The sequence below is a fragment of the Bradyrhizobium sp. 186 genome (genome assembly GCF_023101685.1).
Taxonomy (GTDB): Bacteria; Pseudomonadota; Alphaproteobacteria; order Rhizobiales; family Xanthobacteraceae; genus Bradyrhizobium.
In genome coordinates this window covers 8264722-8291683 of sequence record NZ_CP082164.1, presented here as the reverse complement: position 1 = coordinate 8291683, position 26962 = coordinate 8264722, and the positions used below count along the sequence as shown (strand labels likewise).

General features: G+C 65.3%; 19 protein-coding genes. 8 read left to right on the top strand and 11 right to left on the bottom strand.

Annotated elements, in window-relative coordinates:
• Positions 1–60: 60 nt before the first annotated feature.
• Genes IVB18_RS39755 through IVB18_RS39745 form a run of 3 tightly spaced genes read left to right on the top strand, consistent with a single transcriptional unit; the run spans position 61 to position 3096 of the window.
• Positions 61–1458 (top strand): ABC transporter substrate-binding protein, encoded by a 1398-nt coding sequence (locus tag IVB18_RS39755; RefSeq protein WP_247991843.1) that lies wholly within the window; start codon positions 61–63, stop codon positions 1456–1458.
• Between the two features lie 4 nt (positions 1459–1462).
• Entirely contained in the window at positions 1463–2266 is an 804-nt protein-coding gene (locus IVB18_RS39750; RefSeq protein WP_247985679.1) for an ABC transporter permease, read from the top strand.
• A complete protein-coding gene (locus IVB18_RS39745; RefSeq protein WP_247985678.1) occupies positions 2263–3096 on the top strand; it encodes an ABC transporter ATP-binding protein in 834 nt (277 codons plus the stop codon). Before IVB18_RS39750 ends, IVB18_RS39745 begins: the two co-directional genes overlap by 4 nt.
• 2 nt (positions 3097–3098) lie before the next feature.
• Here the strand turns inward: IVB18_RS39745 and IVB18_RS39740 are convergent, their stop codons facing one another.
• From IVB18_RS39740 to IVB18_RS39725, 4 genes are all read right to left on the bottom strand, one after another.
• Entirely contained in the window at positions 3099–4079 is a 981-nt protein-coding gene (locus IVB18_RS39740) for an LLM class flavin-dependent oxidoreductase (protein WP_247985677.1), read from the bottom strand.
• Positions 4076–4807, bottom strand: coding sequence for a 4'-phosphopantetheinyl transferase superfamily protein (locus tag IVB18_RS39735; protein ID WP_247985676.1), 732 nt, complete (start codon positions 4805–4807; stop codon positions 4076–4078). The genes IVB18_RS39740 and IVB18_RS39735 overlap by 4 nt, the downstream gene beginning before the upstream one ends.
• 218 nt (positions 4808–5025) lie before the next feature.
• A complete protein-coding gene (locus IVB18_RS39730; RefSeq protein ID WP_247985675.1) occupies positions 5026–5193 on the bottom strand; it encodes a hypothetical protein in 168 nt (55 codons plus the stop codon).
• A gap of 144 nt (positions 5194–5337) precedes the next feature.
• Complete coding sequence (locus IVB18_RS39725) at positions 5338–11775, bottom strand: non-ribosomal peptide synthetase (protein ID WP_247985674.1); 6438 nt, start codon at positions 11773–11775, stop codon at positions 5338–5340.
• A gap of 136 nt (positions 11776–11911) precedes the next feature.
• Here IVB18_RS39725 and IVB18_RS39720 point away from each other — a divergent pair, with 136 nt between their 5' ends.
• From IVB18_RS39720 to IVB18_RS39710, 3 genes are all read left to right on the top strand, one after another.
• Positions 11912–15376 (top strand): AAA family ATPase, encoded by a 3465-nt coding sequence (locus tag IVB18_RS39720; protein WP_247985673.1) that lies wholly within the window; start codon positions 11912–11914, stop codon positions 15374–15376.
• The gene (locus IVB18_RS39715; protein WP_247985672.1) at positions 15373–16173 is read left to right on the top strand and encodes a methyltransferase domain-containing protein; all 801 of its coding nucleotides are present in this window, start codon (positions 15373–15375) and stop codon (positions 16171–16173) included. Before IVB18_RS39720 ends, IVB18_RS39715 begins: the two co-directional genes overlap by 4 nt.
• Positions 16174–16267: 94 nt before the next feature.
• On the top strand, positions 16268–17215 hold the full coding sequence (locus IVB18_RS39710) for a DUF6492 family protein (protein WP_247985671.1): 948 nt from the start codon (positions 16268–16270) through the stop codon (positions 17213–17215).
• Between the two features lie 9 nt (positions 17216–17224).
• Here IVB18_RS39710 and IVB18_RS39705 read toward each other — a convergent pair whose 3' ends face one another.
• A complete protein-coding gene (locus tag IVB18_RS39705) occupies positions 17225–18295 on the bottom strand; it encodes an endo-1,4-beta-xylanase (RefSeq protein ID WP_247985670.1) in 1071 nt (356 codons plus the stop codon).
• 104 nt (positions 18296–18399) lie between these two features.
• Complete coding sequence (locus IVB18_RS39700; RefSeq protein WP_247985669.1) at positions 18400–19488, bottom strand: glycosyltransferase family 1 protein; 1089 nt, start codon at positions 19486–19488, stop codon at positions 18400–18402.
• A gap of 261 nt (positions 19489–19749) precedes the next feature.
• On the opposite strand from IVB18_RS39700, the gene IVB18_RS39695 reads away from it, so the two are divergent.
• Complete coding sequence (locus IVB18_RS39695; protein WP_247985668.1) at positions 19750–21186, top strand: oligosaccharide flippase family protein; 1437 nt, start codon at positions 19750–19752, stop codon at positions 21184–21186.
• A gap of 280 nt (positions 21187–21466) precedes the next feature.
• Positions 21467–23029 (top strand): L,D-transpeptidase, encoded by a 1563-nt coding sequence (locus IVB18_RS39690; RefSeq protein WP_247985667.1) that lies wholly within the window; start codon positions 21467–21469, stop codon positions 23027–23029.
• Positions 23030–23069: 40 nt separating this feature from the next.
• Here IVB18_RS39690 and IVB18_RS39685 read toward each other — a convergent pair whose 3' ends face one another.
• From IVB18_RS39685 to IVB18_RS39665, 5 genes are all read right to left on the bottom strand, one after another.
• Entirely contained in the window at positions 23070–23882 is an 813-nt protein-coding gene (locus tag IVB18_RS39685) for a class I SAM-dependent methyltransferase (RefSeq protein ID WP_247985666.1), read from the bottom strand.
• A gap of 219 nt (positions 23883–24101) precedes the next feature.
• Positions 24102–24638 carry a DoxX family protein gene (locus tag IVB18_RS39680; protein ID WP_247985665.1) on the bottom strand — a complete coding sequence of 179 codons (537 nt, stop codon included), beginning with the start codon at positions 24636–24638 and terminating at the stop codon, positions 24102–24104.
• Positions 24638–25417: a DNA-binding domain-containing protein gene (locus IVB18_RS39675; protein WP_247985664.1), complete on the bottom strand. Its 780-nt coding sequence runs from the start codon at positions 25415–25417 to the stop codon at positions 24638–24640. The genes IVB18_RS39680 and IVB18_RS39675 overlap by 1 nt, the downstream gene beginning before the upstream one ends.
• Positions 25407–26324, bottom strand: a complete 918-nt coding sequence (locus tag IVB18_RS39670; RefSeq protein WP_247985663.1) for a DUF692 domain-containing protein — start codon at positions 26322–26324, stop codon at positions 25407–25409. Before IVB18_RS39670 ends, IVB18_RS39675 begins: the two co-directional genes overlap by 11 nt.
• A gap of 46 nt (positions 26325–26370) precedes the next feature.
• Complete coding sequence (locus tag IVB18_RS39665) at positions 26371–26676, bottom strand: DUF2282 domain-containing protein (protein ID WP_247985662.1); 306 nt, start codon at positions 26674–26676, stop codon at positions 26371–26373.
• Positions 26677–26962: the final 286 nt, after the last annotated feature.

Here is a 26962-nt window from a genome sequence, read left to right as displayed (position 1 = left end):
GCATGAATACGGCCCGCGACAGCCGAGGACAGTTTGATGATCGAATTCAGCTCTCTTAAAATGGGTGTGGCGGTCGCCGCTATCACCGTGACAATGCTCGGACCGTCGCAGGCGGAGACGATCAGGGTCGCGGTCGGGACGCAGGATACGACCATCAACTGCGCGACCGGCGGGCTGCTCATTCGCGAGCTCAAACTGCTGGAGAAATTCCTGCCCCATGACGGCAAATACAAGGATGTGACCTACGACATCCAGTGGAAGAATTTTACGAGCGGCGCGCCGCTGACCAACGAGATGGTCGCGGGCAAGCTCGATTTCGGCGCGATGGCGGACTTCCCGGGTTCGCTCAACGGCGTGGCGTTCCAGAAGGCGGGACGCCGCAGCCTCTTCATCAGTGTGCTGTCCGGCAGTACCAAGGGCAGCGGCAACGGCATCGTTGTGCCGTCGAATTCGCCGGTGCAGTCGCTCGACGAGCTCAAGGGCAAGACCATCTCCGTTCCCTTTGCCTCGACCTCGCACGGCATGCTGCTCCGTGCCATCGAATCCAAGGGCTGGAATCCCGAGACCGACGTCAACATCATCACGCAGGCGCCGGAGGTTGCGGGGCCGGCCTTGCAGGCCGACAAGATCGCGGCGCATGCCGACTTCGTTCCGTTCGCCGAATTGTTCCCGTGGCGCGGCTTTGCGCGCAAGATTTTTGACGGCGCGCAGGCGAACGCGCCGACATTTCACGGCGGACTGGTCGACGCCGACTATGCCGAAAAATATCCGGAGATCGTCGTCGCCTATTTGCGCGCTGCGCTCGAGGCGGATCGCCTGATCGCGGAGGAGCCTGAGAAATACAGCGAGCTGATCGCAAAGGTGACCGGCATCGAGGCCGAGGTCGACTATCTCTTCCACGGCCCGCTCGGACTTCAGACCCGCGACGTCACCTGGAAGCCCGAATACCGCCAGGCGGTCGCAACCTCGATCAAGACGCTGAAGCTGCTCAAGCGCGCGGACAGCGATCTCGATGTCAACCAGTTCGTCACGGACAAGTTCATCCGCGTTGCCACTGCGCAGGTGGGACGGGACTATGACGCCGAGTTGAAGAACTACGCGCAGCTTCCGTTGAAAGCCAAGGATGCGGCGACGGGCGCCGATATCCTCGACTTTACCCGTGTCGCGCAGATCTGGGTCAAGGACGAGCCCCGCGTGCGTCACTACGCTTCGCCTGAGAACGCGCTGAAGGCGCTCGCCGGACTGGAGAAGGAAGGCAAAGCCATCCGCGTCGTCTACGCGCAGGATCGCGAGAGCGGCATCAAGCTGTTCGCGAACCAGGCCTGGTTCGTGCGGTCGTCCAAGGGCGAGTTGAGCGCGTTCCTGCTCAAGCAGACGGCCGAGCAATGGTCGAAGCACAACGGCGGCGAGGTCCTCGACTTCAATGCCGCGCGCGAGTCCCTCGTCGCGAGCCGGTGAGGCGATGGCGAGCGCACTTCGGACCAGGCGACCTGCGGGCATGCGGTGGGTGATCCGCGGCCTTTCGATCCTCGCCTGCGTCGGGCTGTGGCAGGTTGCTTCGACGACGCATGTCAATCTGGGGATCGTCACCTTCCGCAACGTGCCCCCGCCGGTCGAGGTCGTCCAGTCCGCCATCGTCCTGTTCCGATCACCGAAGCTCGCGGCGCACATCAACAGCAGCCTCTGGCGGGTGTTCGCGGGCTACGGAGCCGCGGTCGTGATCGGCGTCATCCTCGGCTTCGCGATCGGCCGCTCGCGCGCTGCGAGCGACCTGCTGCTGCCGCCGCTCGAATTGCTGCGGCCGATTCCTGCCGTGGCGTGGATACCGCTCTCGATCCTGATGTTCCCATCGTCCGAGCTGTCGATGATCTACATCACCTTCATCGGAGCCTTGTTTCCGATCGTGCTGAACACGGTCCATGGTGTTGCGAATGTCGATCGCCGGCTGGTGGCCTCCGCGCGCAGCCTCGGCGCCGGCGGTCTCGCGATTCTCAGGGAAGTGGTGCTGCCGGATGCCACGCCGAGCATCGTCACGGGCCTGGCCATCGGCATGGGCACCTCGTGGTTCTGCCTCGTCACCGCGGAGATGATCTCCGGCCAGTTCGGCATCGGCTATTACACCTGGGAGGCGTACACGCTCCAGAACTATGCCGACATCATCGTCGGCATGCTGATCATCGGCCTGCTCGGCATGGGCTCCAGCTGGCTGCTCACGACCGCCGGGCGGCTTCTGATGCCCTGGCGCAGCCCACGGGTGGCAAGATGAACATCCGGGTCGCGGACATCGGCACGAAGAGCATCGGTCGTATCGAGATCGCCGGTGTCTCGATCTCGCTCGGTGGGGGCGCCGATGCGTTCGAGGCGGTGAGTGGCCTGGATTTCTCCATCGCGCCGGGCGAGCTGATCTGCATCCTCGGCCCCTCCGGATGCGGCAAGTCGACCTTGCTCGGCGCACTGGCCGGGCATTTGCCGATCACGGCCGGCGAACTAACCATTGATGGGCAATCGATCCGGGGTCCGAGCCCGGACCGGGGCATGGTGTTTCAGCAGCACACGCTGTTTCCCTGGAAGCGGGTGCGGGACAATGTGGCCTTCGGCCCCAAGATGCGCGGTCTTGTCAGGAGGGAGCGCGACCGCGCCGCCGACGCCATTCTGAACCTGGTCGGACTTTCCGGATTCGAGACGTTTTATCCCGCGCAGCTGTCGGGCGGAATGCAGCAGCGCGTCGAGATCGCGCGGGTTCTGATCAACCAGCCGCGGGTGCTGCTGATGGACGAGCCCTTCAGCGCGCTCGATGCGCAGACGCGCGGCATGATGCAGGAGGTGCTGCTCGACATCTGGAGCAAGATTCCGACCACGACGGTCTTCGTCACCCACGATATCGACGAGGCGCTGTTCCTCGCCGACCGCATCGTCGTCATGAGTGCCAGGCCGGGTCGGGTGATCGAGGATATCGTGCTGCCGTTCGTCCGCCCGCGAAGCCACGACCTCGTGACCGAACCCGAGTTCGTGCGCCTGAAACGGCATGTCATGCAGCTTTTGCGGCGGCCGGAAGGCAGCGAGCCGCTGGCGCGGCTCAGTCCGCTCGGAGCGTAGTCTCAAAACATCCCGCTGGCCGCGAGTGCCTTGCAGACGTGCTGCATCTCGGCCTCGTCGGCGACCATGTCGAGCATGATCGTGCTCAGTCCCTTCGCCGCAAAATCCTTCAGCTTCGCGCCGACCTCACTGTAACTGCCGACGAGATAGGGGCAGTCGGCCTGGAAGGTCAGGAACGGCAACAGCCAGTAGCCATTGTCCTGAAGCTCGCCGCTCTGGCCGTCGTAGAGATGCCGCTTCCATACGGAGTCGGTGTTCTCCATGGTGAGCGCGAGCAGCTCGCGATCGTCGGGATTGTCGCGGAAACGCGTCTTCGCTGCCTGTCGCGCCTCGTCGCGTCCTTCGCGCGCAAAAATTCCAAAATTCATTCCGGGCGCATCGAGGCCGCGATCGAGATCGGGCGGCAACATCTGCATCTTGATGCAGCCGGTCTCCTTCGCTACGCGCTGCGCCGCCTCCGACTGTCCCGCGATCAGGAATTCCGGCATCAGCTCGGCCGGCAGCCGGGGACGCAGTTGCAGATTGCTCGCACGATAGAACCGGCCTTCGAAATTGACCGGCCGCGGGCTTGCCAGCAGCTGGCGCATCAGCGCGACGAATTCGCCAAGCCGGACATAGCGGTCGGCATGCGACTGGTCATCGCCCAGCCCCTGCAGGTCACTGACCGCGGTCCCCGTAATCATGTTGAGATAGACCTTGCGGCCGTAGAGCTGCGCGAAGGACGAGACGAGCTTCGCTGCCGTGAACGGATGCATGTAGACCGGATTGACGGCGATCAGGGGCGAGCATCGCGTCGTCTCAGCCATGATGTGCTGGGCCATCGCCCATGGCTCGACGAACACGTCATTGCCTTCGAACAGCAGGATGCCTTCAAAGCCGTTGCGGTCGGCAAACTGTGCGACCCGCATCAATTCGCCGACGTACTTTTGCGGATCGCGGTTGCGCGAGATGGCGGGAAAGACGCGAAGCCTCGACGGCGTCATTCAGCCGCTTCCTGGAGCGGCCAGGCATGACTGCTGATGGGGAGGCCACCGGCCGCACGGGAGCCGTCGGCGATCGCGAGGCGATGCGAGGGCGACGGCGAGCTTAGCGCAAAGCGCCACCCTTGCGGATCGTCAGCGATATCGGGCTTGAAGCTGATTTCGATCGCCTCTTGCGACACCTGCATTGCGAACGCGTCGAGCGGCAGATTGAGCCCAAAGCCCCTGGCCTTCAAATAGGCCTCCTTGAGCGTCCAATAGTCGAAGAATCGCTCGATCGCAGCCGGCTCCGGCAGTCCGCGCAGCGTTTCGATCTCTTCCGGCGCAAAGAAGCGCAGCGCGGTGGACAGCGGGGCCGCCCGCCGCGACACGGTCTCGACATCGACGCCGACGGCCTCGTGCCTGGATACGACGCAGGCGACGCAGCCGTCGGCGTGGGACAGGCTGAAATGCAGTGCGGTCGAGGTCGCAGGGGCTGCGACAAAGGGCCGCCCGTAGCGGCCGATGGCGAAGGACCAGTCGGTGGGGGCGACGTTCGGCGCGGCCTGCGAGAGCGCGAGGCGCAACAAGGCGTGCGCGAAAATATACTGCCGCCGATGCCGCTCGAACATGAAAAGTTCGGCCCGCACCCGTTCCTCGATCGAGAGCAAGCGCCGGCACGCATCGACTGCGCCCGGCGCGTCAATGGTCTCGATCAGTCCGACAAACAGTTCAATTCTGTCGTCTGCCATCAATTGGGCCCATGGCGTCAGGCGGAGGCTAAACTCCGGCTCTGACGGAAGAATCAACTGAACAGGAATCAACTGAGCGGACCGCTTCTAGCCGTCCATTCGGGCAAATTCTTGTCGATTGCTGGATGGTTTACGGACACAAGCTTGTGCGAGCCCCCCAGCTCGACAGGCGTGCGGCCGTTGTCCGAAGATTCGTGCGGCGTCCCGGCCGACGAGTCTTACTTTTTCTTCTTGGCCTTCTTCGACTTGACCAGCACCGAAAGGCTGGCGTCGACGTCCTTCAGCGCGGACTGAAGCTTCTTCTTCTCGGCGCCCAACAGCTTCTGAAGCGCCTTGCGGTCCTTGTCGCTCAGCGAGGTACCCTTGGTAAATTTGATGAAACCCATAACAAACTCCCCGGTTGAAAATAATCGTCCAAATCAAAACACGGGAATAATCTTGCGCGGTAGCGCCAAATAATCAAGATGCAACTTGATCATACACAGCTCTCGCGAGTGAACCCGTATTCGCCCGGTGCGAACACAGGCCGCTCAGGCCGCCCTGCGATCGAGTAACCGGCCGAGCGGTGTATTGGGCCGGGCGATGGCCGCCGCCAGCAGCGCGACGAGATCCTCCATCCATTCGCCGACCATCCGGCCGTCGAGCAGCTCGCCCTTGTAGTTGCACGAACCGGTGATTCCGGTCGGGCGCTCCTTGAGCATCAGCGACAGCCAGGTCGGGTCGATCGGAAGCACCGGCTGGCCCTCGCGCGCGACGTTTCCGATGGATCGCACCGCGACGTCAGGCAGGTCGAGCGGCCGGCGCAGCGGATTTTGCAGCGTGAAATAGACTTGGAGCAGCGAGGCCGGATCGATTCCCTCCTGCTCCAGATGGTCGGCCAGGATGTTGAACGGCAGCTCCTGCCGCGCATGCGCCTCGAGCACGCTCTGGCGCACCCCCGCCAATGCCAGCGCGAACGACAGCTCCGGCGTGATTCGGGTGCGGACGATTACCGTATTCTCGAACGGGCCGACGATCCGGTCGGTGTCCGGCTGGCCCCGATTGGCCATGGCGGTGGCGACCGAGATATCCGTGCGGCCGGTCCGTGCCAGCAGCAGGGCCTTCAATCCGGTGAGGAGACACATGAACAGCGTGCTGTTGTGCTGGCCGGCGAAGGCCGTGAGCCGCGCGATCAGATCGGGCTCCAAGCTGATCGGATGATGTCCGCTGGACGCGCCCGGGCTCGCTTGGCCGTCGAAGACGGGGGCTGCGCCGCGCAAATTCTCCGTCCAATCGGCAGTCTGGCGACGGGCTGCATCGGTACTGCACCACCAGCGTTGCCAGCGCGCGACGTCCGAGAAGGCCAGCGGCAGTTTCGGCAGCGGCATCGACGGATGTCCGGCCAGCGCCGCATAGCGGTTGGACAACTCCTCGAACAGTACGCCGATCGACCAGCCGTCGGCGATGGCGTGATGCAGCGTCAGCAGCAGCACATGATCGGTGGGATCCAGCCGCAGCAGGCTCGCCCGCAGCAGCGGCGCGCGCGTGATGTTGATCGGGGTGACGGCTTGCTGTTCGGCGAGGAGCTTGATCTTCCTCAACTGGAGCGCCTTGAGGCGCTTGTCGCTCGGTCGCCCGCCATTGCCGAGGACCTCGACGGTCAAGATCGGACCGAGCGTGCGGGGTGTGGCGATGCGGCTGATCGGCTGTTCGCCGTTCCAGCCGAATGCCGTCCGCAGCGATTCGTGCCGGCGCGCGACGTCGTCGAATGCCTGCGCCAGCGCGGCCGCATCGATCGGGCCATGGAGGCGGAAAGCGAAGGGAAGGTTGAACAGCGGCAGGCCCGGCAGGTTCTGCTCGATGCGAATCATCTGGTCCTGCGCGATCGAGAGCGTGGGAGGGCCACCTTCGGCCGGCCGCGGCGCATTCGCCGGCGGCTTGAGCGGCTTCGCCGCCACGGCCTCGTCGACCCGCCGGGCAAGCTGTTCGATCGTCGGTGCCTCGAAGATGGTCTTGATCGGCAGCGATACGCCCAGCGCTCGGGCGACGCGCGCCATCGCCTGGCCCGCCAGCAGCGAATGGCCGCCGAGGTCGAAGAAATTATCGGTGACGCCGAGGCTCTCGACCTTCAGCAGGTCGATCCAGATGTCGGACAGCACCTTTTCGGTGAAGCGACGCGCCGGCACGGCGCCATCCGCGGCGGAGGCTTCCTGTGGGGAGAGGGCCAGCAGCGCGGACCGGTCGATCTTGCCGTGGGCATTGAGCGGCACCTGCTCCAGGAACAGGAATGCGGACGGGATGGCATGGCCCGGCAGCCTGCGTTTGAGGAAATCGCGGAGTTCGCTGGCGCTGGTCTGGCCGCCTGCCCTGGGGACGATATGGGCGATCAGCCTGACATCGCCGCTCGTCTCGCGGCGCGGCTCGACGATTCCGGCGCGCACGCTCGCGTGGTCGGCGAGCGCTGCTTCGATCTCCTTGAGCTCGATGCGGTAGCCGCGGACCTTGACCTGGTGATCGGCACGGCCGAGGCATTCGATCGTCCCGTCGGCGCGGCGGCGGGCGAGGTCGCCGGTCCGGTACAGAAGCGCACCGGCCTGGCGCGCGAACGGATCGGGGATGAAGCGCTGCCGGCTTTGCGCGGGATCGTTGATGTAGCCGCGGCCGACGCCGGCGCCGGCGATGCAGAGCTCGCCGACTACGCCGACGGGCTGCGGCTCCAGATCCGAATCGAGCACGTAGAGCCGGGTGTTGGGCAGCGCCGCACCGACCGGGACATTGGTGGTCGCCGCCGCCGGCGCCCTGGTCAGGCGATGCAAGGAGACGTCGTCGGAACATTCCGATGCGCCATAGGCGTTGATCAGCGGCACTTTTGGACAGCGGACGAACCAGGCGCGGCAGAGGTCGACCGGCAGCGGCTCGCCGGTCGAGATCAGCAGCCGCAGTTTCGCGAAGGCGCGCTGGATCGGCACCTCGTCGATTCGTTCGAGGATGGCGCGCAACAGCGAGGGCACGATCTCGAGCACGGTCACGCCCTCGCGCTCGATCTCCCGCGCGAGCAGGATCGGGTCCTGCACGATTTCGTTGCCACAGACATGGACGCGCGCGCCGACCATGGGTCCCGTCAGGAACTGCCAGACCGATATGACAAAACTCTGCGGCGCGGTCTGCGCGATCACGTCCCTGGCCGAGAGGTCGAGCCCAGAAATGAGCGACACCAGATGGTTCGACAGCCCGCGCTGCTCGATCATGACGCCTTTCGGCGCGCCGGATGAGCCGGAGGTATAGATGAGATAGGCAAGGCTTGATGCTGCGCGCCGCGACGCGCGCGCCGGCTTGGTCGATCCCGGCGCGATGGCGTCTTCGAACTCGGCCACCTGGATACGTGCGACCAGCGGCTCGAGCAGTGATTCGACCATGGCGGACTGCGCGCGCCCGGTCAGCAGCATGCGGGCACAGCTCGAGCCGAGGATGGTCGCGAGCCGCGCCGGCGGCTGCTCGGGATCGAGATTCAGGAAGGCGGCGCCTACGCGCTGCACCGCGATCATCGCCGCGAGCAGGTCGGGCCCGCGATCCGCAAGCAAGGCGACCACCGTCTCGGCGCCGACGCCTTCGCGTGCCAGCCAGCGCGCGATCGCCTGGCTGCGGCGGGCCAGCTCGCGATAACTCTGGGATGCGCGTCCGTCCGACACCGCCACCGCGTTCGGTGTCCGCCTCGCCTGACGGTCGAAGCGTTCGCACAAATTGCCGCGCGTGGTGAAATTGGCGGGAACGCCGTGGCCAAGAGTCAGCAGCTGCCGGCGCTCGGCCGCGGTCAAGAGCGGTAGGCGCGAGATGCGCTGCTCCGGGTTGGCGATGACGGCCTTGAGCAGGGTCTTGAACTGAGTCGCCATGTCCTCGATCGTCACTGCGTCGAACAAATCGGTGGCGTATTCGAAGAAGCCGGTGAAGCGGCCGTCGGCCTCGACCAGTTCGAGCGTGATGTCGAACCGTGCGACCTTGGGGTCAACCTCCAGCCGTCGCGTCGACAGGCCAGGGAAACGTGCGGCCTCGATCGATGCGTTCTGGAGGATGAACATGATCCGGAACAGCGGATTGCCGTCGCTCCGGCGCGCGATCTGCAACGCGCGCAACACCTCCTCGATCGGCAGGTCCTGGTTGCGGTAGGCATCGAGCGTGACCTGGCGCACCCGACGCAACAACTCGCCGAAGCTCGGGTCGCCGCCAAAATCGTTGCGCAGGATCAGTGTGTTGGCGAACAGCCCGATCAGGCGCTCGCTCTCGATCTGGTTACGGTTCGCGATCAGCGATCCCGTCGCCACGTCCTCATGCCCGGTGTGGCGGAACAGGAGGCACTGGAACACCGCGAGCAGCGTCATGAAGGGCGTGACACCCTGGTCCTGGCTCAGCGATCTCAGGTCGGTCGATAAGGCCTTCGAGAATTCGAGATAGTGACGGGCGCCGTGGCCGCTCCAGACCTCCGGCCTTGCCCGGTCGGTCCGCAGCGGTAGCGTGGTCACGCCATTGAGCTGTGCCCGCCAGTAATCGAGCTGCTCCTTGGCCGCCGGCGTCTGCGCCCAGCTCTGCTGCCAGAGTGCAAAATCACGATACTGGAAAGTGGGCGCGGGCAGTGCCGCGGCGCTTCCCTTGCGCGCGGCGGAATAATGCGCCGCGAGCTCTTCCCAGAACAGCCGTTGTGACCAGCCATCGGTGACGAGATGATGTACATTCACCACCAGCGCATGGCTGTTCCTGTCGAACGAGAGCAGTGTGACCTTCAGCGGCGGCTCGCGCGCCAGATCGAACGGGTATTGCGCGAGCTCGAGCGCCTTGCGCCGGATAGCCGCGGCCTGCTTGTCCGCAGGGCAAGGCTTGAGCTTGAGCCGTTCGAAGCGCGGCGCGGCTCGAAGCAGCCGCTGCATTGGCTCGCCATGGCGTTCGACGAAGGCCGAGCGCAGCACGTCGTGGCGTTCGCAGATAGCCACGAGGCTCGCTTCAAGCGCGGCGGCGTCGATCTGGCCCTTGAGCATTGCGACTTCGACAACATTATAGTTGTAGCGCGTCGGATCGAGCCGCGAGAGCACATACATCCGCTGCTGCTGGAACGACAGCGGCGCGTCTGCTTCCGCGGCTGCGGCCTGGCGCCAGGCCGGCAGCATCGTTTCGCGATGGGCTGCGGCGGTCTCCAGCCGTGCCGCGAGCGCGGCGACCGTGGCGCAATCGAAGATATCCTCGAACGAGAAATCGACGTTGAAGCGTTCGCGCAGGCGCGAGCGCATCTGCGTCGCCGCGAGCGAGTCCGCGCCGAGCGCAAAGACGTCCTGATCGACGCCGACCTGCGGCAGCTCCAGCAAATTGGCCCAGATCTCGGCGAGCTGGGTCTCCAGCGCGTTGCGCGGCAGTCGTATCTCGTCACCGTCCTTGGTCGTCGCGATCAGCTCTGCCAGCGCGTTGCGCTTGACCTTGCCGCTCGCGCCCTTCGGCAGTGCCGCCACGCTGCGAATCAGGCTCGGCAGCTTGTAGGCCGCGAGCCGCTTTCGCGCGAATTGGCGCAACTGGTCCGAGGTCGCCTCCGAATTCGGCCGCAGCACCACAACGGCGGCGACGTTCTCGCCGAGCTTTGGGTGCGGGATGGGGAAGACGCCGGCCTCGAGCACCGCCGGATGGCTCAACAGGACCTCTTCCACTTCCAGCGGCGAGACCTTCTGTCCGCCGCGGTTGATGACGTCCTTGATGCGGCCGACGATGAAGAGATAACCGTCGGCATCGAGATAGCCGAGATCGCCGGTCCGGAACCAGCCGCTGCGGAAGGCGGCCTCTGTTGCCGCATCGTCATTGTAGTAACGGCGGCTCATGTTCGGTCCGCGCAGCACGATCTCGCCGTGCTCGCCCCTCGCAAGCGCGCGGCCCACTTCGTCCATGATCGAGATCTCGGGGCCTGCGGCGCGGCCGACCGATCCGACCTTGCGCAGATCGAACGGATTGGCCGCGATCTGCGACGCCGCTTCCGTCATGCCGTAGGTCTCGAGCACGGGAACGCCGAACCTCGCCTCCAGCCCGTGGAGGATCGCAGGTGCGAGCGAGGCCGAGGCCGAGCGGATCACGCGCAGCGACGATGAGCGGACGCGGTCTGGGTCCGCTTCCGCCGCCGTCAGCAGCGCGCGATGAATGGTCGGCACCGCCGTGTACCAGCTCGGCTGCAGCTCCCGCATCCAGCCGAAAAAGGACGGCGCGTCGAAGCCGTTGGTGCAGACCACGCTCGAGCCTGCGGCGAGCGCGGTCAGAAGCCCGGAGATCAGGCCATGGGCGTGGAACAGCGGCAGCACGTTGAGGAGGCGATCGTGGGACGTGAGCGACAGCACGCGGCCGGCATTGTAGGCGGACAGGCAAACGTTGCGATGCGTGAGCGGCACCATTTTCGGCCGGGCCGCCGTGCCTGAGGTCAGGAGGATGAAGGCGTCGTCGTCGCCGCGCGAGGCACCGCTGGCATTCGCGGGACGGATTGTCGGACCGACGAATTCGCAGCCGCCGAGATCGTGTTCAGGCCCCGGCACGAAATCGATCACTGCGATATCCAGCGTCTTGGCGACGTCGCGGCTCGGCGAGTTCATATCGGCCCGGGTGACGAGCGCCGTCAGCTTCAGTTCGCTGAAATAGCGTTGCAGCTCGTCCGCAGTCAGATCCGGATTGACGGGAATGCAGGCGCAGGCCGACGCGACCGCGATCAGTGCCAGTGCGCTGTCGGCCCCGCGCGGCAGCGCAACCGCGATGCGATCTGCGGGACCGATGCCGAGCCCGCGCAGCGTGCGGACCAGATGTTGGGTCCGATCGCCCAACTCACGGTAGTTGAGGGGCGGCCGGCCGGGTGCGAGGAGGGCGGCCGCCGCCGGCGTCTTCCGCGCATAGAAGTCGAGAAGGCCGCCGACATGGGCAAAGACCCTCGTTTCCGGTGATCCTTCTCCCGCTCCGGATGCAATGTCCGACAAGTCCATTCCCTTTTGATCTGATTGAGCTATTCTTCCAAGAACTTAGGGAACGCGTCCAGTCTGAGGTGAAGTTTGGGCCCCAAAATCTGTGGTTGAGGGGCCTTAAGCCCTTCGACGGAGTGAGGGTCGGGCGGAAATCACCATGCTGGAGACAGAGCCTGGGACGGAAGGCGGGTTGAAGCGCTGGCTCGAAGGCATCGGTCTTGGTCATTACGCCGATCTCTTTGCCGAGCATCGCGTCGATCTGGACGTCATGGCTGACCTGACCGAATCCGATCTGGTCGAGCTCGGACTGCCGCTCGGCGATCGCAAGCGGCTCCAGCGGGCGATGGCGGCGCTGTTCCAGGCTGAAACGGCGGAAGCGCCGCTTGCGGCGGCGCGTCCGCAAGCCCGAACGGAGGTCGGCGCCGAGCGGCGTCAGCTCACCACCATGTTCTGTGACATGGTCGATTCCACCTCGCTCTCGGTCCAGTTCGATCCGGAAGACGTGCGCGACATGATCGCGAGCTTCCGCGAGACCTGCGTCCGCGTGGTGAAGCACTACGAAGGCTTTGCCGCCCGTTTCGTCGGCGACGGTATTTTGGTCTATTTCGGCTATCCGACCGCGCATGAGGACGATGCCGAGCGCGCGGTGCGCGCCGGGCTCGAGATCGTCCGGGTGCTGTCGACCGCGCGCGCGATCGAGCCGCGCGGCGCGCTCAGCCACGCACCCGCCGTCCGCATCGGAATCGCGACCGGGCTCGTCGTGGTCGGCGACCTCGTGGGACAGGGTACCGAGGAGCGCGACTCCGCGGTCGGAGAGACCGTCAACCTTGCCGCGCGCCTGCAAGGCCTGGCACCGCCCAATGGCGTCGTGATCTCCTCCTCGACGCAGTCGCTGCTGAAGGGGAAGTTCGACTACCGCAATCTCGGCGTCCACGCGCTGAAGGGCATCTCGGAGAAAGCGCAGGCCTGGCACGTGATGCGAGCCTCGCGGGTAGAGACTCGCTTCGCCGCCGCGATGGGCACGCGGCTGACGCCGCTCGTCAATCGCGAGGAGGAGATTGCGCTACTGATGGGGCGCTGGCAGCAGGCCAGGGACGGCGACGGCCAGGTCGTCGTCAAGTTCGGCGAGCCCGGCATCGGCAAGTCGCGCATCATCCAGGAAATCTTCGAGCGGATCGCGGGCGACCGGCATGGACAGGTCTCGTTCCAGTGCTCGCCCTACTACACCTCCACGGCATTCTATCCGTTCGCCGAGCAGCTCAAATTCTCCCTCGGTCTCGACCGGGAGGATGCGTCCGCGGTGTCGCTGGCGAGCCTGGAGACCGCGATCGCCGCCGCCCATGGCGATATCGAGCAGGTCACGCCGCTGTTTGCCGCGCTGTTGTCGATCCCGACCGGGGATCGCTATCCGCCGCTCGACCTGTCGCCGCAGCAGCAGAAGGATGCGACGGTATCGGCGCTGGTCAATCATTTCCTCGGCCTCGCGCGCGAGATGCCGCTGGTGATCGCATTCGAGGATCTGCACTGGATCGATCCGACCTCCCGCGAGGTCATCGATCTCCTCGTCGACAGGGTGCAGAACCGGGCGATCCTCGCCATCATCACCGCGCGGACCGAATTCCAGCCGAGCTGGAACGCGCATTCGCACATCACCACCCTGGTGCTGAACCGGCTGAGCCGGCAATTGCGCGCAACGCTGGTCGAGCGTGTTGCCGGGAGAGAGCTTCCCAAGGAGGTCGTCGAGGAGATCATCGTCAAGACCGACGGCGTGCCGCTGTTTCTGGAGGAGCTGACCAAGACCGTTCTCGAGTCGAACCTCCTGACCGAGCGGCATGGGCGCTACGTGCTGTCGGGCCCGTGGCGGCAGCTCGCGATCCCGGCAACGCTGACGGACTCGTTGATGGCGCGGCTGGACCGGATGGGACCGTTCAAGCGGATCGCGCAGATCGGCGGCACTATCGGCCGCGAGTTCTCCTACGAGACGCTTCACGCGGTCGCCAATACGCCGGCGGAGCAGATCGAGGCGGCGCTCAATCATCTGGAGGAGGCGGGACTGATCATGCGCCGCGGTCATCCGCCGGACGCGCTCTATTCCTTCAAGCACGTGATGATCCAGAACGCGGCGCATGCCAGCCTGCTGCACAGCGAGCGGCGCAAGCTGCATTCCCGGATCGCCCAGGTGCTCGCCGAGATGTATCCGGAGAAGACCGAGCGCGAGCCGGAGCTGCTCGCCCATCATCTGACCGAATCGGGTCAGAGCGAGGGCGCCGCCAGCTTCTGGCTCAAGGCGGGCAAGCAGGCGGCCAAGAGCGGCGCCAATCTGGAAGCGATCGGCCATCTTCGTCGCGGCTTGAGCGTCGTGCAGGCCAATGCACGCATGCAAGGCGCCGACGAGATGGAGCTCGAGCTGCGCATCGCGCTCGGCAACGCGCTGATCGCCGCCAAGGGCTATGCCGTTCAGGAGGTCGAGGAGAACTACATCCGCGCGCTCGAACTCGGCCAGCAGCTCGACGACGAGGAGAAGGCCTTTGCCGCCACGCGCGGGCTCTGGGTGTGCCACTTCATCCGCGCGGATCTGAGCCGCGCGCACGATCTCAGCGTCGAGCTTTTGAAGTTCGCCAAGCGCGAGCGGCTGAACGAGCGCGCGCAGCCGGCGCAGCAGACCGGCTATCTGATCGAGGCGCATCGTGCGATCGCGATGACCATGCTCTATCGCGGGCGCTTTGCCGCCTCGCAGCATCACCTGCACCGCTGCATCAACCTCTACAGTCCCGACCTGCATTCCGACCTGATGGAGCGTCACGGCACCGATCCCGGCGTCGTCTCGCTGTCCTATCTCGGTTACCTCTTGTGGTTCCTCGGCCGGCCCGACGCGGCGCGCCAGCACAGCGAGCAGGCGATCGCGAACGCGGAGAAGATCCGCCATCCCTTCACGCTCGCCTTCGCGCTCGTGTTCGGCGCGTATCTCTGCCAGCACCTTCGCGACGTCGAGGGCACGCGCGACCACGCCAACCGAGCCATGATCATCGCCACCGAGCACAATTTTCTGCACTGGAAGCAGCAGGCGGCGATCCTGCGCGGCTGGGCGCTGGCCCAGCTCGGCGAGGCCGACGAAGGCCTGAGCCAGATGCGCTTGGGCCTCGACGAATACGAGGCGATGGATTCCTGGCTGGCCGGCTGCTGGTTCCGCTGCCTGCTCGCGGAGGCCTACGCCAAGGTCGGCATGCGCGATGCCGCCTTGCGCGCGCTGGACGGTGCGCTCGCAACCGCGAGGCGGACCGGCGATCACTCCTACCTCGCCGAGGTCTATCGGCTGCAAGGCGAGATCACGCTGTCGGGCGGCGATCCGGCCTCGATGGAGGAAGCGGAGGATCTGTTCGGCCTCTCACTGGAGACCGCACGCAAGCAGGGCGCGCTGTCCTGGGAGCTCAGAACCGCCGTGAGCCTTGCGCGGTTGTCCCGGGATACCGGCAAGCGCGAGCACGCAAGGCTCCTGCTCGTGCCGATCGTCGGCAAGTTCAGCGAGGGTTTCTACACCCCGGACCTGAAGCAGGCGATGCAACTGATCAACGAGATCGGCGCGGACGCGCCTGTTCGAGAACGGGCCGATTCGGCGAAATGAGCGATCTTGTTGCCGCGCGTGCGCGTTATGTGGAGCTGATCGCGAAGCGCGAGCGGATCTCTTCGCCGCGCCTGCTCGAAGCGCTTGCCGCCGTCCCACGTGAGAATTTTCTGGCAAGGGGACCCTGGCGTATCAAGAGTGAGGCGGCGCGCAGCTATCGCCTGACGCCCGACGCCGATCCCGTTCATCTCTATAACAATATGCTGGTCGCGATCGACGCGCGCCGCAAGCTCGACACCGGATTGCCGAGCTTGTGGGCGCATTTCATCGACGTGCTCGGCGTCGAGGAAAAGGACCGCGTCGTCCAGGTCGGCTGCGGGCATGGCTACTTTTCGGCGGTGCTATCGAAGATCGTGGGCCCAAAGGGCAGGGTGCTGGCGATCGAATGCGACCAGCGGCTCGCCGAGTGCGCCGCGAACTACCTTCGCTCCTATCGCAATGTCGACGTCATCCATGGCGACGGGTGCCGGGACATTGGCGAACCGGCCGACGTGATCATCGTACACGCGGGCTTCTCGCACCCGGATCCACTCTGGCTGGCGGCGCTCCGTCCGCGCGGGCGCCTGCTGGTGCCGCTGACGCAGCGGGACCGCGAAGGTGCCGTCATCAAGATCACGCGCAAAGGCAAGCGCAAGGGCTTCGAGGCCGAGGCAGTCCAGCAGATCCGGATTTTTCCCGGCCGGGGCCGCGGCACGACCGCACTCGACGACCGCGTCGCCGACTGGTGGCAGCGGGCATCAGCCCTGGCACCGCTGCGCTTTCGCGGGATCGAGCAGGGGCTTCCGGCGGACGGCTAGTCCTTGTTTCGCTTTACCTTGATTCGGAAAGTGAGTTCCCAGTCCTCCGCGTCGCAGGTATGGGTAGGACTCGATCGCCATTCGAGCACGCCTTATGCATTCCGTTGCACTGCTGACTGCCAGCTATGCCAAGGATATCGAACGCTTTTCGCTGCTCAGCGAGAGCATCGACACCTGGTTGACGGGATACACGCGGCATTATGTTCTCGTTAACGATGAGGACGTGCCGCTGTTCGAGCGGTTCCGCTCCGACAAGCGCGTCATCGTTCCGGCTTCGCGCTATCTGCCGAAATGGCTCTGGGCGCTGCCGCCGGCTCTCCAGTTCAGCAACCGTCGCGTCTGGCTCTCTCTTCTGTCGTCGCCGGTCCACGGCTGGCACATCCAGCAGATCCTGAAGATCGTCGGCGTCCTCAACGCGCCCGAGCTGCGCGTCTGCATCCTGGATTCGGACAATCTGTTCTTCCGCGAGTTCGACGTCGGCCAATATGCCGGCGCCGAGAAGACGCCGCTGTTCGTCACCCGCCAGGCCATCAGCGCCGATGCGCCGCTGCACGGCCTTTGGCTGCGCACGATCGACCAATTGCTCGGCGTGAAGGAACGGTCCTTCCCCGCCGACGACTATGTCGGCAACGCGCTGGTCTGGGACAAGGATACCGCGCGCGCGATGACCGACGCGATCACGTCGGCGACGGGCGTGAACTGGGTTCTGGCGCTGTGCCGGAAGAAGAAGTTTTCCGAGTATCTGCTCTACGGCCACTTCGTCGCCAATTCGCTGGAGCATCTGGCCACCCACCGGGTCACGGAAGACAGCATCGCCGTCTCGCACTGGGAGGACACCCGCCTCGACCGTCCGGCGATTGAGGCGTTGATGCGTGCCGCCTCGCCCGAGCAGGTTGCGCTCTGCATCCAGTCCTATTCGTCGACTTCGATCGACGACATCCGCGATGTGTTCCGGCTGAATTCGCGCGACCGGCGCGGTCCGAGCCTGTCTCCCGATCACATCGGAGGCGCGGCCGAATTCGAAGCGCCCAAGACCCTCTAGACTGCTGCCTCAAACGTCCTTCGTGAACTTGGTGAGGACGTCCATGAAGGGCTTCGGCTTGAACTCGCCGTCGAGCGGCAAGGGACGGTTCGGCTGCTTGTCCTTGCGGGCGAAGGTGCCGTTGATCCAGCTATAGCGATCCGAAAGGCCCCAGGTCAGGATCGAACGCACCGGGCCGCTGGTCGAGATCGCCGTCAACAGGTCGTCGACGCGCTTGGCGACGACGGCGTCGCGCTCAGCCGGATTGCCCGTCAGTTTCTGATCGTCGACGTCGAGCTCGGTGACGAGAACCTCGAGACCCCATGACCGCAGCTCGGTGACGAATTCGGCCAGCCCGTGCGTGTCGATCTCGAGCTCGGCATGTAGATGCGACTGGAGGCCCACGGCGTGAAGCGGAATGCCCTGGTCGAGCAGGTCCATGATGAGGTTACGGTAAGCCGCGCGCTTGGCGATGAACGAGTCCTTGGCCGACTCGATGTCGTATTCGTTGATCGCGAGCTTCACGTAAGGATCGGCTGCGGCCGCGGTGCGGAAGGCCAGCGGAATCCAGCGGTCGCCCAGGTGCTGCGTCCAGAACGTATCGCGCCGGTCTTTTGGACTGCGCGGATTGTCCGGGATCGGCTCGTTGACGACGTCCCACGACGTCAGCTTGTCCTTGTAGTAGGAGACGACGGTTGCGATGTGGTCGACGAAGGCGCGCTCGACGCCCTTCGTATCCTTGATCTGCTTGGTCCAGTCTGGAATGTCGTGATACCAGGCGAGCGCGTGGCCGCGCATCGTCAAATCGTTCTGCCGTGCAAAATCGAATATGGCGTCCGCGCGTTCGAAGGCGAAGGTGTGCGCGTCCGGCCGCAGCATCGGCCATTTCAGCTCGAGCACCGGCACGACCTGCGTGCAATAGGTGCTGATGGCTTCGCCGAGCCGCGGATCGGCTTGCAGGTCCCAGAGCGTGGCGGCAGCACCAAAGCCCGGGCGACGTTGGGCAAGTTTCGACGCCGGCACTGCGGACGCCGATGCGCCCGCCGCAAGCGTTGCGGCGCTACCGAGGAGAAATTCGCGTCTGTCGAGCTTGCGGGTCATTCGGCGGCATTTCTTTCGGAACCAACGCGCCATCGTACCAATCGGCGCCTTGTGACGCCGGGGTTTCCTCTTGTTGGGTTAACTTTTGCCGGACGGCACGCGTCTCAGCGCGTGTGACGCTGCATCACCGCTTCAGCGATCTCGTAGTAGTGAAGCGCGCCCGTCTCGAGCGTCAGATTGTCCATCACATAGTCGCGAGGTGCGAAGTCGCCTGCGCCGACATGCGACCAGAAGTCGTTCCAGTCGGACACGAAGCCATTCGCATCGGTGAAAGTCATGCCGCAGCGTGCGTCGAAATAGGGTACCGAGGACACGCCGCCCTCGTATCTCACCTTGTGCGGAAAATACTCCGGGTCCTGCCATGGTCCGCTACGGTCCCAGGCGAACACGGGAACGCCGCTCGACAGCGCCTGCTGGCAGGCGATGCCCTGGCTTTCATGCTCGCAAAGGAAGATCATGCTGCGGCAGTGCGCCAGCGCCGTCTTGTAGTCGTCTTCCTTGTAGTGGCCGTAGCGGATCACTTTGACCGTGCGGCCGCTCGTTTCGAGATGCCGGCGGATCGGTTCGATCAGCTCCGTCTCGTAGCGGTCGTGTTCCCAGCGCACCTTGTCGTAGAGCAGTACGTCGACGTTCTTCTGTTCGGCAGGCGCCGGCGTCCACAGGTCGGTCTCGATCCCAACCGGCCAGACCTCGACATGCGGCCAAAATGGCCGGCACATGTCGGCGTACCAGGTGCAGGGCACCAGGATGGTCCTCGTTTGCAGGTCGTTTAGGCGTTCCGGTGCTTCCGCCGGATGGTTGTACATGGCGACGCCCAGCAGGAGCGGGTTCTTCCACGCGAACCAGTCGAGCACGAATGGCCGCCCGATGATGCAGGCGAGCTCCTCCGGGTGCTTCCGGATATAGCCGTAGTCGTTGACCCGGTAGCGGATACCCACCCTGTCCAGCCCGGCGCAGAGATTGAGGAACACGCGCCGTTGGCCGCTGATCCATGACTTGCCGAGCAGCATGCGCCGCAGCAACGGCCGGATGCGGCGGTCGCCCGGAAACCAGCGGTCGTCCCGCTCCTCGAAGAACAGGTTGAGCACCATCCGTTCGCGGCCAGTCGCGGGGGCCGCCGGAACCAGGGGAGCATCGGCCCCGCCGTGCGGCAGGGAGGCTGAATCCGCCCGTGTACGTTCGGCAACGTCCATGTCAGTCACGTCCACGCATTTCTGAAAGTCGGGCGACGTTTTGAAATCATGGTTTCTTTTCGGTGATCGCGCCGGCCGGTTCAAGGACAGGGCAAACTTAACGCTAACGCGCGAAATCGGCGGGCTCGCCCCAATCGGGGGCCGATTTGCAGACTTATGTGACTATCTTGAGGGATGCTGCGGCGCAGTCCGATCGCCACGCCAAGGTCCAACTGATTAACGGCCGCTCAATCGCAGGGCCGCCGCCGGTCCCATGCTCGCATGCTGAATCGCCATTTCTCTATTTATCTCGTGGCCTACATCCTGCCTGCGGTGGTGGGCTTCTTCGCGGTGACGGCCTACACAAGGCTGCTGACCCCGGCGGAGTACGGCGTCTATGTGGTCGGCATCAGCATTGCCGGCATTTTGGGTGCGATCTTCTTTGCCTGGATCAAGCTGTCGGTATCGCGCTATCAGGCGATGTCGGCGGAAGTGGATTTTCGCGGCACGGCAATGGTCGCGTTCGCGCTCACGGCCGCCGTGCTCTGCGCCGCGACCCCGCTGGTGTTCCTGTTCCGTAGCGACGTCAGCGTGGAGCTGCTGCTTGCCAGCATGTTCGTCGCGATCATGGCGAATGCGGTTGATGTCGGCCAGGAATTCGAACGCGCCAAGCTGCGGCCCTACCGCTTCGCCGCCATTTCGATCGTGCGTAGCGTGTCGAGCGTCGGCTTCGGCCTGCTCGGCATCTGGCTCGGCTGGGGCGGCATGGGCCTGCTCGCGGCATTCGGCCTGGGCTCGCTCACCGGCATCATCCTGAACCTCGTCGGCGACCGCACGAAGATTGCGCGCTTCCAGTACGGCCAGTTCACGCAGCTGGCACGCTATGGCCTGCCGCTGACGCTGGCCGGCCTTTCGGTCGCGCTGTACTCGACCTGCGACCGGCTCATCGTCGCCTGGCTGCTCGGCAAGGATGCTGCCGGCATCTTCGGCGTGGCCGCCGATCTGCCGCGCCAGTTCATGGTCATGATCGCCTCGAGCGTCGCCGCGGCGACCGTGCCGCTGGTGTTCCGGACGCTGTCGGAGAAGAACGATGAGACGACGCGGGAGCGGCTGAGCGAGAGCCTCGAGCTGCTGCTCGTCGTCGTCGCGCCCGTTGCCGTCTGGCTTGCGCTTGCGGCGGATCAGGTTGCGGGTACCCTCGTCGGCATCGATTTTCGCGCTGGCGTCTCGGCGCTGCTGCCGACCCTGGTGCTTGCCCGCTTCTTCGGCATCGCCAATCAATTCTATGTGCAGATCAGTTTTCAGCTCGCCGAGCGGCCCTTCATGCTGGCGGCGCAGTCGTTCGTCACGCTGGTGCTGAGCGTGGCCCTGATGTTCGCGCTGGTCGCAGGCTACGGCCTCTACGGTGCGGCGCTGGCGACGCTTGCGACCGAGGCGATCGGCCTCCTTGTCGCCGTCGTCCTGATGCACCGCGCCCATCCGGTCCCGTTCGACTTCAACCGGCTCGCCGGCGTCGCCGCCTCCGCTGCCGCGATGGCGGCTGCGATCCTCATTGCGCGATCGCAGGCCAACGGCACCGGCCTGGTCCCGCTCATCATCGTGAGCCTCGCCGGCGGGCTCGCTTATGCCGCCGCGGCGTGGCTGCTGAACGTCGCGAATGTGCGGACGCTGTCGCTGCGTTTCCTGCGGACATTCAACCGGAAGGCGCTTGGCGTTTAGCGCGTTTCTTTGAACGTGGCCTCGCCGCCTGACGTCAGGCCGGGCCACCTGCGCAAGCGGCGAACCCGGACATTCCGCCGCAGCGACCACCAGCTTCAGGCCAGCCTCGCCGCAGGCCACCCTTCCGCCTGCGCGCGCCGTCGTATATGACGGGTTTGTCGCCGGAACGGGCTGAATATCGCCACACAGGGAACGTATGGCGGCTGCGATTTCTTAATCCAGAGATCGCAATCTGACACATGATCGATACGAGCGCGCTGGCATTTCGACCGAGGATGGCATGAAAAACCGACTGACGACGGCGCAAACCACCGTGGCGATGCGGCGTTGGGGGCCTCCCGGAATTGTGACGCTGGCGGCGATGGTCGCCTTTGCGGCGCTGAGCTCGGCCGCCGCGGCGAAGCAGGCACGGCAGCCCGCCGAGACGGTGGCGCCGCGTGAGGCCGGCGAGCCGATCATGGCGATCGTGTCGATCAAGAGCCAGCAGGTCACCTTCTACGACGCCGACGGCTGGATTCTGCGCGCGCCGGTGTCGACCGGCACGACCGGGCGCGAGACCCCCGCCGGCGTCTTCGCCGTCATCGAGAAGGACAAGGACCACCACTCGACCATGTATGATGATGCCTGGATGCCGAACATGCAGCGCATCACCTGGAACGGCATCGCGCTGCACGGCGGGCCGCTGCCCGGCTATGCCGCCTCGCATGGCTGCGTGCGGATGCCCTTCGGCTTTGCCGAGGGCCTGTTCGAGAGGACGCAGATCGGGATGCGGGTGATCATCTCGCCGAACGATGCGGCCCCGGTCGATTTCTCTCATCCCGCGCTGTTCATGCCGAAGCGAGAGGCCATTGAGGCGGCGCCGAACCATGTCGACAAGCTCTCCGGCGAGGCCGAGGAGGCCACCCGCGCGGCCGACGAGACCAAGAAGGCCGCTGCGGCGGCAGCGAAGGAGGCCGCGGGGCTCCCTGTGTCGCTGCGCAAGCTGGAACAGCAAAAGGCCCGCGCCGACGCCGAGCTCGTCTTCGCCGACAAGTCGCTGGCCGCCGCAAAGACCGACCAGGCTATGGCAAAGGCTGAGGAGTTCAAGCAGAAGGCGGCTGCCAAGGCGGCGGATGCAGCGACGCAGCTCGACGCCGCCAAGGCGGCCGCGCAGCCGAAGCGCGACGCCGTCGCTGCCACAAAGGACGCCGCCAAGGCCGCGGCGACCAAGAAGGCCGATGCCGTCAAGGCGGCGACCGACGCAAAACTCGCGCTCGAGCCGGTCTCCGTCTACATCAGCCGCGCGACGCAGAAGCTTTACGTGCGGCGGAACACGCATAAGCCGGCGCCGGATGGCGGCGGCGAGGTGTTCGATACCAGCATCGAGGTTCCCATCACGATCCGCAATCCCGACCAGCCGCTCGGCACGCATATCTTCACGGCGATGGCGAAGAACGGCACCGGCCTGCGCTGGAGCGTGGTCACGATCGAAAACGCCGACGACGCCAAAAACGCGCTCGACCGGATCACCATCCCGCAGGAGGTGCTCGATAGGATCGCGCCGACCGCATTGCCGCGGTCGTCGATCATCATCTCGGACGAGCCGCTGAGCAGCGAGACCAACTACCGTACCGAGTTCGTTGCGGTACTGAGCAACCATCCCCAGGGCGGCTTCATCACGCGCAAGCCGACCGCGCCTCCGATGGCGATTGCGAGCGATGACAGCTGGGATAATGGCGGCAACGGCTTCGGCTTCTTCTTCCAGCAGCGCAATCCCGAACCGCAGCCCGTCAACCCGCGCCGGCGCGGCGGCCAGTACCAGTACTATCAACCGGCGCAGCCGATGCAGCGGAGCTTTTGGTAGGACGCGGACCGGTGGTCCTCCGGCCGGGCCAAAGCCGCAACTACCGTCGAGCCGTGATCACCAGGGCCTGAATCTTTGCTTCGACCGGCCCGGATCCATGACGCGTCCGGATCGCCTCGGCTACCGCATCGGTCGCTGCCTGAAGGTCGCCCGCGCTTCTGGCCTCGATCTCGCTGCGGAGCGGCGTGCCCTGGCAGTAGGCGAACGCCACAAGGTCGGGCGTCGGCGCGCGGCTGAGCGCCGACCGCGTTTCGATCGACATGTTGCCAAAACCCGCGCGTTCGAGATCGGCCCTGATGATCGCGTGGTCGAAGTAGCCGTGTGGTGTCCGGGCCATGAAACGGGGCGGGTCATCGGGAAACAGCTCGCCGAGGGCCATCGTGACATCGTGCGCGAATACGTTCTCCTCGATGCGGTCCCAGACGTTGAACAGGAACGTGCCGTTCGGCTTGAGGACGCGCCTTGTCTCCGCATACGCCTTGACGCGGTCCGGAAAGAACATGGCGCCGAACTGGCAGCATACCGCGTCGAACTCGGCATCATCGAACGGCAAAGCCGATGCATCGGCCTGACGCCAGGAGACGCGCGGATCCTCCCCCTGGCGCTGCGCCGCGATTGCGAGCATCGGCTCGTTGAGATCGGTTGCGACGTAGCGGAAGTCGTGAGGCAGTGCGGCGGCTACGGCGCGCGTCACCGCGCCAGTGCCCGCGGCCGTCTCCAGCAGCGCCGAGGGAGAGAGCGCCGCCACGCGCCTCGCGATATCGTCGGCGAAATCGGAGAAGATCAGCGGCACGAAATAGGTGTCGTAGATCCCCGGGATCGAGCCGGCGAAGACCTTATCAACATTGGACATGGTCGCCTCGCTGAACGTTGAGATGTGAAGCATACCACAGTGCTGGCGGTGCTTGTGCTTCAGCGCGCCAGCAGTGACGTGAATCCCGCAGGCTCCTGCATCGCCTTGCGCGCCTCCAGCGACATCGGCTCGTAGCGGCTGCCGTTGAAGATGCTGAGCCGACTTTCGACACCGCTCGATCCGGCGTAGCAGCCTTCCGGCGTGAAGCTGACATAGCCGTCATCGCCGAACCCGATGGCCGTCAGCAGCTGGCTCGGGCGAGAGCCTTCGGCCGATCAGATGGTCGAGCGAGACGCGCCCCGGCCCGTAGGCCATGATGCCGAGCGCCATCGCCGCCCAGGTGATGTGGATCGGCCAGCCGTCAGGCACAGTCAACTCGACGATGACAGTCATGAACAGCAGTCCGAGCGCGGCAAACCGCGTGCCGAAGCCGAGGACGAGGAGGATCGGGAACATGATTTCTCCGCATCCCGAGAGGAAGGCCATCACCGCCGGCGCCGGATAGTGATAGGGCCCGCCCGGCAGATGCAGCATGAACTCGTCGCTGAACAGCGTCACCGCGGTGTCGTTGAGTCTGAGGAAGCCGGCCCATTTGAGCATGCCGGAGCGCCAGAACGGCACCGCCAGCGCGACGCGCAGCACCAGCTGAACGACCGACGGCAAGGCGATGGTCTGCACGAGATGATTGGCCTTGTCGATGAGAACACCGAGTGACGGGAGGCTGCCACCCGCCTGCATGCGTTGATCCGTGATCATCAGACGTCTCCGAAAGCGATTGACGTGAATGCGCCCGCCTCGATCAGGCCGGTGATGTTCGAAGCGATGTCGAAGTCGGCCGCGGCGTCCAGCGCGAGCGCAGCGGCCTCGCCGAGCGACCGACCCGACGTCAGGCTGGTCGCGAAGACCGCCCCGCCGGGCGGCAGGTGCCGGACCACGACATCGAATTCGGCACGCGTGATCAGCGCGTCCTCCGGTGTCGCAGCGTCGATGCGCTCGATGGGCGACGTATCGCGGTTGGCGGCGAATATCGTCACCGCCGAGAATTGCGACCGCACGATCCGCGCCGCCGGGTGCGGTGTGAAAACGAGATCGCCCAGCCGCTCCGGCGCAACTGCGGCAAGCTGCGCCGGCGACAGCGGTGCTGCGTCGGCGGCGTGATAGGCATCGAGCCAGGCCCGCTCGATGCGTGCGACATCGGCGAGCCATGGCATCGTCTGCGCATGTTCATATTGCGCGATGAAGGCCGGGAAGTCGCGGCCATAGTCGAACAGCGACGGCGAGGTCGGCGGTGTGCCGCGGACATGGAAGCGCGCCATGGCGCGGAAGAAGCCGGTGCCGGTGATGCGCTGCACCGCTGGGTAGATCGCAGCGAGCGCGTCGATCAGGCTGACCGTGACGTTGTTGCGGTAGACATCGTAGCGCTTGCCGGGCCCCTTGCCGTTCGGACCGGTCACGATCGGCGGCGCGAGGCGCACTGGATCCAGCAGCGCCGGTGCAAAGGCTGCGGCAAAGCAAGGGTCCTGCTCAGGCGACATCACGATCTCCTGTCAGCGCGGCCGGGCGGCAACGATCGAGGATCGCCTGCGCGGCGGCCGCCTCCGCTTGCAGGACTTGCCAATTCGGGATCTTGCTGTCCCACTCGATCAGCGTCGGCACCGGACCGCGGCGCTGGACAACGATCTCGTAGAGTTTCCACACGGCGTCCGCGACCGGGCCGTCATGGCTGTCGATCAGCAACAGATCGCCTTCGTCGTCGCTCTGCTCCGCATGACCGGCGAGGTGAATCTCGCCAACGCGCGACAGCGGGAAATCGGCGAGATAGTCGAGCGCCGAAAATCCGTGATTGGTCGCGGATACGAATACATTGTTGATGTCGAGCAGCAGCCCGCATCCGGTGCGATCGGCGACGCTGCGGATGAAATCGGTCTCGGCTATCGTCGACTCGACGAAGGCGAGATAGGTCGAAGGGTTTTCCAGCAGGATCGGGCGCCGGATCGCCTCCTGCATCTGGTCGATGTGATCGCAGACGTGGCGCAGCATCGCCTCGGTGTAGGGCAGCGGCAACAGGTCGTTGAAGAAGCTGGTCTCATGCGTCGACCAGGCGAGATGCTCGGATACCAGCGCCGGTTGGTAGCGCGCCACCAGGCAGCGAAAGCGAGCCAGATGCGCCTTGTCGAGCGGCTGTGGACCGCCGATCGACATGCACACGCCATGCAGCGACAGCGGGTGATCGCGGCGGATCGCTTCCAGCGCGCGATGCGGCGGCCCGCCTGCGCCCATGTAGTTCTCGGCATGGACCTCGAAGAAGCCGCGTTGCGGTCCGTCGGCGAGGATCGCCTTGAGGTGCTCGTGCTTGAAGCTGGTGCCGGCGACGCGGCCGAGTGGGATCGGAAAGCGGAGGGGCATGGGTGTGGACGGGACAGGCCCGATCGCTGCATTCATGTCGCTCCTCCGCTTTCTCTGTTTCGAGAGGTGCTTGTTCGCAAGCTCAGACCGGCTTGAGCGAGCCCTTCTTGCCGCCCGGCAGGTCGATGCTGGTGCAGGTGCCGCCTTGCACGAACTTCCATGCATTGCCCTGGAAGTCGGTGGTCGAGGTGCCCTGGCAGGTTGTGCCCGGTCCGGCGGCGCAATCGTTCTGGCCCTTCAGCGCGACGCCGAAGCATTTTTCCTTCTTGGCGGCGACGGCGGCGTCGGCCTCGGCCTTGGTCAGCGGAGCGGCGGTGGCCAGTGTCGCGAGCGCGGTCGACATGGCGCCGGCGAGAACGAGCGTGGTCACGGCAAGTTTGGCAGACATGGAATTCTCCTTTCGAGATGGCATCGCTTGGCAAGCGAAGAGCGCATTCTCTCCTTCGTCTCGCACCCAGCCCGCGTTACCGATCGAGCAGATCACGAGTCCGTGAGACGGTTGGATGGGCGCACAGGCTGTGCGCTTGGGCCGGGATTAGCGAGCAACGGGCCGGTCAAATCCAATGCCTGGGCTCTATCGAGACGTTAGCCGGAGAGCATTGGCGGCGGCGCGCGGTGCCTGCCACAGGTAACGAACGCACGCGCGCCACGTAGAGCGATAGCAGGAGATGTGG